The sequence below is a fragment of the Olleya namhaensis genome, assembly GCF_900114005.1.
Classification (GTDB): domain Bacteria; phylum Bacteroidota; class Bacteroidia; order Flavobacteriales; family Flavobacteriaceae; genus Olleya; species Olleya namhaensis.
On record NZ_FORM01000018.1, the window covers coordinates 1 to 6248 of the forward strand.

General features: G+C 29.2%; 5 protein-coding genes and 1 tRNA gene. All 6 read left to right on the forward strand.

Annotated features, from left to right (window positions below; all coding sequences use genetic code 11):
• Positions 1–115: 115 nt before the first annotated feature.
• The 6 genes from BMZ09_RS15855 to BMZ09_RS15875 all read left to right on the forward strand — a co-directional run bounded on the left by BMZ09_RS15855 (position 116) and on the right by BMZ09_RS15875 (position 5998).
• Positions 116–1633, forward strand: coding sequence for a hypothetical protein (locus BMZ09_RS15855; RefSeq protein WP_090842477.1), 1518 nt, complete (start codon positions 116–118; stop codon positions 1631–1633).
• Positions 1634–1790: 157 nt separating this feature from the next.
• A tRNA-Ser gene (locus BMZ09_RS16240) sits at positions 1791–1868 on the forward strand.
• Between the two features lie 12 nt (positions 1869–1880).
• Complete coding sequence (locus BMZ09_RS15860) at positions 1881–2588, forward strand: hypothetical protein (protein ID WP_090842479.1); 708 nt, start codon at positions 1881–1883, stop codon at positions 2586–2588.
• Positions 2589–3516: 928 nt separating this feature from the next.
• A complete protein-coding gene (locus tag BMZ09_RS15865) occupies positions 3517–4290 on the forward strand; it encodes a hypothetical protein (protein WP_090842481.1) in 774 nt (257 codons plus the stop codon).
• 193 nt (positions 4291–4483) lie between these two features.
• Entirely contained in the window at positions 4484–5176 is a 693-nt protein-coding gene (locus BMZ09_RS15870) for a YqjF family protein (protein ID WP_245741161.1), read from the forward strand.
• A gap of 132 nt (positions 5177–5308) precedes the next feature.
• Positions 5309–5998: a hypothetical protein gene (locus BMZ09_RS15875; protein ID WP_090842485.1), complete on the forward strand. Its 690-nt coding sequence runs from the start codon at positions 5309–5311 to the stop codon at positions 5996–5998.
• Positions 5999–6248 lie beyond the last annotated feature (250 nt).

Sequence of the window (6248 nt, forward strand, 5' to 3'; positions counted from 1 at the left end):
GACTACTTACGAACATTCCTGCGGAATATTCTATCTGTGATTTATTTACTAACTTTAGTACCTAATTCACGCAACTAACCATACACAATCACGTTAGGCAAAATTAAAAAAAACTATGAACGAAGATGAAAATTGGATTGAAGAATTAACATCTTCGATTATTGAGGAAAGTGATAAAATTCTATTTGAGGAAACAGCTGGATGTTTTTTAACAGATAATTTAAGAGCATCTTATATAATGTCTTGGATTAGTATTATTGAATCATTGAAAAGAAAAATAAAATTATTTTCGAATCTAGGAGATTCTAGAGCGACTAGTGCATATGAAAAAATAGAAGATTATGAAGATAAAAAGAAATCAACCGATAGATTAATTTTTGAGGAGTCGAAAAATTGTGGAATAATTGATAATACAGATCTAAGCACAATCAATTACTTATGGGAACAAAGATGTTTATTTGCTCATCCTTACAATAAAAAACCAGAGAAAGACGAAGTCAAACATATAATACGCCAATCTATAAAACTTGTTCTAGGTAAAGAACTATTGTACAATAAGGACTACTTAACAGAATTAGCAGAAAACATAACTAACAAACCTTTTTTTCTACCAACAGAAACAGATAGAATAAGAAATTTTGCAAAAACTACAATAGCAAGAACACCAAAAGAACTTCATCCGTTTCTCTTTAAAACTTTACTTTTCAAAATAAGTCAAGTCTCTAAAAACGAAGATAAAACTAGTGAATTAAAAAAATTACATTATTACTTAGTAGAATTATTTATTTCAACGCCTTTATCTATTGAAGATGCAAGTTGGTCTTTAGAAAATAGAGTTACAAAATTTCCTTATGAATGTTTTATTGGTTTTGTTCACACAGAAACTTGGGAGAAATTTCCATTAAGGATTCAAGAAATGCTAATCTCTTATTTAGATAATGAAAAGGATGAAACAAGACTAAATAAACTAAAATCTATTACAGTAAAATTAATTGAAGACAACAAATTAGAAAGCGTTCTAAAATTAAAATATTTCGAAAAGCTTGACAACACTTATTTTGATTCTGCAATTAATTCTTATGGAGAAACTAATGCTATGTTCTCAAGAGTTAAGTCTGAATTAGAAAGTTGGCAATATGAGCAACAAGGGCCTGTAGCTGATTATTTAAAAGAAGAAATAGGTCGGAATTTTGTAAATTCATTAAATCCCGATAATCAATTTTATTTAGGGAGATTGATAAAAGCTTGTGCTTCTTCTGGAAGCTGGAAAACTCAATATTTATTATCAAGTATATCTAATAATTCAGACAGTTATCCAAACAATATTTTAGCAGGAATAGCATATACATCTTTTGTTGCTTTTAATGATAGCTTTAGATTGGACAACGATTCGTTATTAAAAGCTATAAAACTGTTAGATAAAATTAAAATTGATATACAAAACTCAACTTATGAAAAAATTAAAACTGTAGTTAATGAGTATAATCCTGATGAATTTGACAAGATGGTTTATAGCGAGCAATCTATAATAAGTTTAACCACTAAAATCAACGAATTGAATAAAGAATGGAATGGAAATCATAATGAAAGTTTCAATTCTACAATGGCATTAATTCAAGAAAACTTTGCCTAACACCGTGTATAATTAATTGCTGGTTTCAGCCAATTTACGAAAGTCCTCGCGGACTTTCTATCTGTGTTTTATTTACTAACTTTAGTGCTTAAAACACGCAACTAATCATACACAACAACGTTAGGCACAAGTTAAACAAACATCGTGAACAAAATATGGGGGAAGCATAACATAGGAGTAATGCGCCAAACCAGAAATGGATTGGAGATGATGGGTTCGATTCCCATTCCCCCCTCAAAATTAATTTATGACTGATCAAGAAATTTATGACTTATACGTTCTTCAAAGTAAGAACGTGCGTAAATTGAAAAAGGTTGAAAAAAGTGTAATTAGAACTATAAACACGTACATTAAAAAGAAAGATGAATTTCAAGTTGAGATAAACACGAAATTGTACGCTTTAGTTTACTGCACTTTATCGGAAGCTCAATTTATACAAATAGTAAACACGCCAAATGGTTTTTTGTATAGCGAAATTCAAAAAATAAAAAATGAAAAAGAACGAAAGGGTGTCGTAAAAGCTTGGGAATTACTATTTGATTTAGCTTTTGAAAAAGTTAATCCTAATTGGAAAAATATGGATGACTTATTAATACGCAGAAATGAAATTCAAAAAATAATTGACGATTATATAAAAAGTCCAAGCGAATTACGAAATAAAATAGCACACGGACAATGGGATTTTGCGTTGAATCGTGAAAACACAAAACTGAATTCTGACAAAACTAATGAATTGGGGGATTTAACTGTCATAAAGATAACTATTTGGAGTAAAGTTCATCAATATCTTGGTTTAATCACTAGAGATTTAATTCAGTCACCTAAAGTTGGATTTCATAATCAGTATTGGTTACACTTAACAGAACTAAATGAATTATTAATTAAAAGTACTAGTTGGACGATGACGAAAAGAAAAGATATTTTAAGACCTGTACCAAAAAAAACCAGTGCCTAACACCGTATAAAAATAATTGCGGTTTAGTGCTTAACCAATGGTCGTTGCGTGTTTGTAACGTCTGATTTTCCTTCGGAAAATCCTCGCATACAAACCCGCAACTATTCTTATACATAAACGTTAGGGTTAATATGGGCAACCAATAGTATGAAGCGAAAAATTAAGAATTGGACAATTTAAAAGGAAAAGATAAAAATGCTGAATGGAAATATTTTCCGTTCATTTTGCTTTCGAAAATTTACATCAAATTTTACAACGGAAAAAATGACTTTTGGCTAATTTTTCCTTCAATTATTTTGAGTTTGATTATTAATCTGAATGTTTATGTTTTAGTAAACCTGATATACGATATCAATATTTACTGGATAATTGGACTATATTTTCTATTATATTTTTTGTTGTCCTTTATTTTTAATAGAAAATTTCCAAAATACGAATCAGTTCTAAAAATTAAAATGAACAGAACGGAAATAGGACTAACTATGACTATAATTATTATAGTTATCATTAATTCTTTTGTCATATTGAACATTTTAAGAAATAACAATATCTGAATTTAAAATAATGAGAGTCGAATGAAAAAAAAGAAATACTAACCCTAACACCGTATAAAAATAATTGCGGTTTATTGCTTAATCAAAAGGTCGTTGCGTGTTTGTAACGTCTGATTTTCCTTCGGAAAATCCTCGCATACAAACCCGCAACTATTCTTATACATAAACGTTGGCAACTATTTCAAGCAGAAACAGAACAATTGTAATAAAAAAAACTATATTTGAAAAGTGATAATCATAGACTACGAAGTGGCAATGGTGTAATGGAAACACATTTATTCATTCGAGTAGAAGTCTAGTCAGGTTCGATTCCTGGCGGTCAGATTCAATCATTGATTAAATTTGACCGTCAGGTTATCACTAATAAATTATAGATGTATAGAGAACATTGTAAAAATCTTTCCGAGGTAGAAAATGGAATCAAACGAATTGAATTAGAATTGCGTAAATATATTTCTATTAACGATGTTAAAAACGAGTATACTTTTACGAAAATTTTATCCCAATTAATAGTTTGTTGGTCTGAAGTAAGAATTCTAAAATTAATTTATGAAAATAATGCTTTTACAGAAGCTGAAATAAACTCAATTTTATTAACAAACAACAGAGCAAATTCATTAGAAACAAAATGGAAAAAAGCTCTAAATATTTCAATTTGTAAAGCTTATAATATAACTGACATAGGAAACATTCAAAATGAGCTTTCTGCCGATATTTATTATAAGTATAATGAAATTTTTTCATCAATTACAAATGATTTTCTTCCTTCAATTCAAATTAGGAATCGAATTGCTCACGGTCAATGGAAAGTTGCTTTCACAAGTAAACTACAATCTATTTCACCTGATTTAACGAATAAAATATCCATTGAAAATATAGTATCTCTTCAATTAAAAAAGAAAATATTAAATGGTTTAGCTCTACTCATACACGATTTAGCAGTATCACCACCTACATTTGAACGAGATTTTATGTCTAATTACGCTAAAATTAAAAATAATAAAAACAATCTTCATAAGCGTTCATATATTAAATATAAAAATCAAATGATTGCTAAATATCAGAGAGGGAAAATTAAAAGGAAAGAACTTCCAATTAAATTAACTTTTTTCGAGAAAATTAAGTTTGTATTTTCAAAAAAACAGTAGCCAACACCGTATATAATTTATTGCTGGCTTCTTGCTTACTTGCGAAAGTCCTCGCGGACTTTCTTGGTCGGTAATTATTTACTAAATTAGGTGCTTAAACCACGCAACAAACCATATACAACAACGTTGTAGCCAATTTGAGAAAATGACAATCCGAGAGATATTAAATACGACTGAACACAGACCTTGGAAAATGCCGACTGAAAAATGGAAATTTTATCAGGAGTGGAATAATGCAATATTTCTTCATTGGCAAGTGGAATTATCTGAATTGAAAAAGTTTGTTCCAAAGGAGCTTGAAATTGACCTTTTTGACGGAAAACCTTGGATTTCTGTTGTTGCTTTTACAATGGAAAAGATAAGACCGAAAAATCTACCTTCTTTTCCACCAATTTCGGATTTTGATGAAATTAATATCCGAACTTATGTAAAATCAAATAATAAAACTGGTGTCTATTTCTTGAGTATTGAAGGCGGAAAAAGTTTGTCTTGTAAAGTTGCAAAAGGAATGTCTGAACTTCCATATAGATTATCAGAAATCAAACGAACTGAAAATCAATACGAATCCAATAACTCGGAATTTAATGACAAATTAAATATTCAGTTTGCGATTGGAAAAGGAATTACAGAGAAAACGGAATTGGATAAATGGCTGACTGAAAGGTATGCTCTTTTCCAAGACACAGAAAAGTCAATTAACGAGTTTGAGATTCATCATTTAGAATGGCCAATTAATGAAATTGACTTGAAAAATTTAGAATTTAATTATCCAAGATTTAACAAACTAATTAAAAACGAACCGAACAAAATTCAATACTCAAATGGAGTAAAAGTAATTGCTTGGGGAAAGTGTAAAAAAGAAAAAACTGGCTACAACACCGTATAAAAATAATTGCGATTTAGTGCTAAAACAAAGGTAGTTGCGTGTTTGCTACATCTGATTTTCCTGCGGAAAATCCTCGCACGTAAACCCGCAACTATTCTTATACATAAACGTTGTCTGTAATTTAATAAAACTATGAGTAAAGCTTGTCTGAAAATATTATTTTTTGTTGTTTCACTTCTGATTTTAGGATGTAAAGTTGATACAGAAAAGACAATAGTAGGTTCTAAATCGAATAACTGCGAAAGCCCATCTGATGCAATTGTAAAATTCAATACAGTAAAAGAAAGTGATGTTTCTGAAAGAATTTTGAAATATACTAAAAGTCAATCTATTGAATTTAGTAATTTAGAGGAAAAAGAAATTTCCGAATGGATTAATAATAATGTATTCAGCGAAAAAAGAGGTTATTCTGGTATTAAAGAATGGAATATTAATGATAATGACATTTGCTTTACACAAAAAACAAGAATTAAATCTACTTCAGATTCAACACAAGCTTCCGCAGTTGATATCAAAATATGCAATTCCATTTTGACTGAAGATGTTTCTGCTGGGAATTATTGGGAATTTGAATCAGAAAATTTTGAAATCAACTTAAGCTACTGCTTCGATTCAATAGAATTTATTAAACCTGTTGGGTATTATGAAATTGTCGATAACAATGGAAAATTGGAACGTTCATTAACAACAGACTTAAGAAAATATACCTCTTTAGTAAATATTAACTTGACCTTTCTCGATAAAAGAAGCAATACAGAATATAATAAATTGATATTATATGATAATGGATTTTTATATACTGATTTTAGAAACTGGAAATAAAAAACTACAGACAACACCGTGTATAATTAATTGCTTGCTTCTAGCCTACTTACGAACATTCCTGCGGAATATTCTATCTGTGATTTATTTGCTAACTTAGTTCCTTAAATCACGCAACTAACCATACACAATCACGTTGTCTGTAATTTAATAAATGAATTTTCCTGAAATAGGTTGACTAAAAATTAAGCAATTAATTACAGTCACTTATGAAAACAAAAAATGAACACTGGCTAAAAAAAAGCTATCA

What these genes read in the sequence shown, in the direction of transcription:
- BMZ09_RS15860 (WP_090842479.1), top strand. Translation starts at nt 1,881, where the DNA reads ATGACTGATCAAGAAATTTATGACTTATACGTTCTTCAAAGTAAGAAC.
- BMZ09_RS15870 (WP_245741161.1), top strand. Translation starts at nt 4,484, where the DNA reads ATGCCGACTGAAAAATGGAAATTTTATCAGGAGTGGAATAATGCAATA.
- BMZ09_RS15855 (WP_090842477.1), top strand. Translation starts at nt 116, where the DNA reads ATGAACGAAGATGAAAATTGGATTGAAGAATTAACATCTTCGATTATT.
- BMZ09_RS15875 (WP_090842485.1), top strand. Translation starts at nt 5,309, where the DNA reads ATGAGTAAAGCTTGTCTGAAAATATTATTTTTTGTTGTTTCACTTCTG.
- BMZ09_RS15865 (WP_090842481.1), top strand. Translation starts at nt 3,517, where the DNA reads ATGTATAGAGAACATTGTAAAAATCTTTCCGAGGTAGAAAATGGAATC.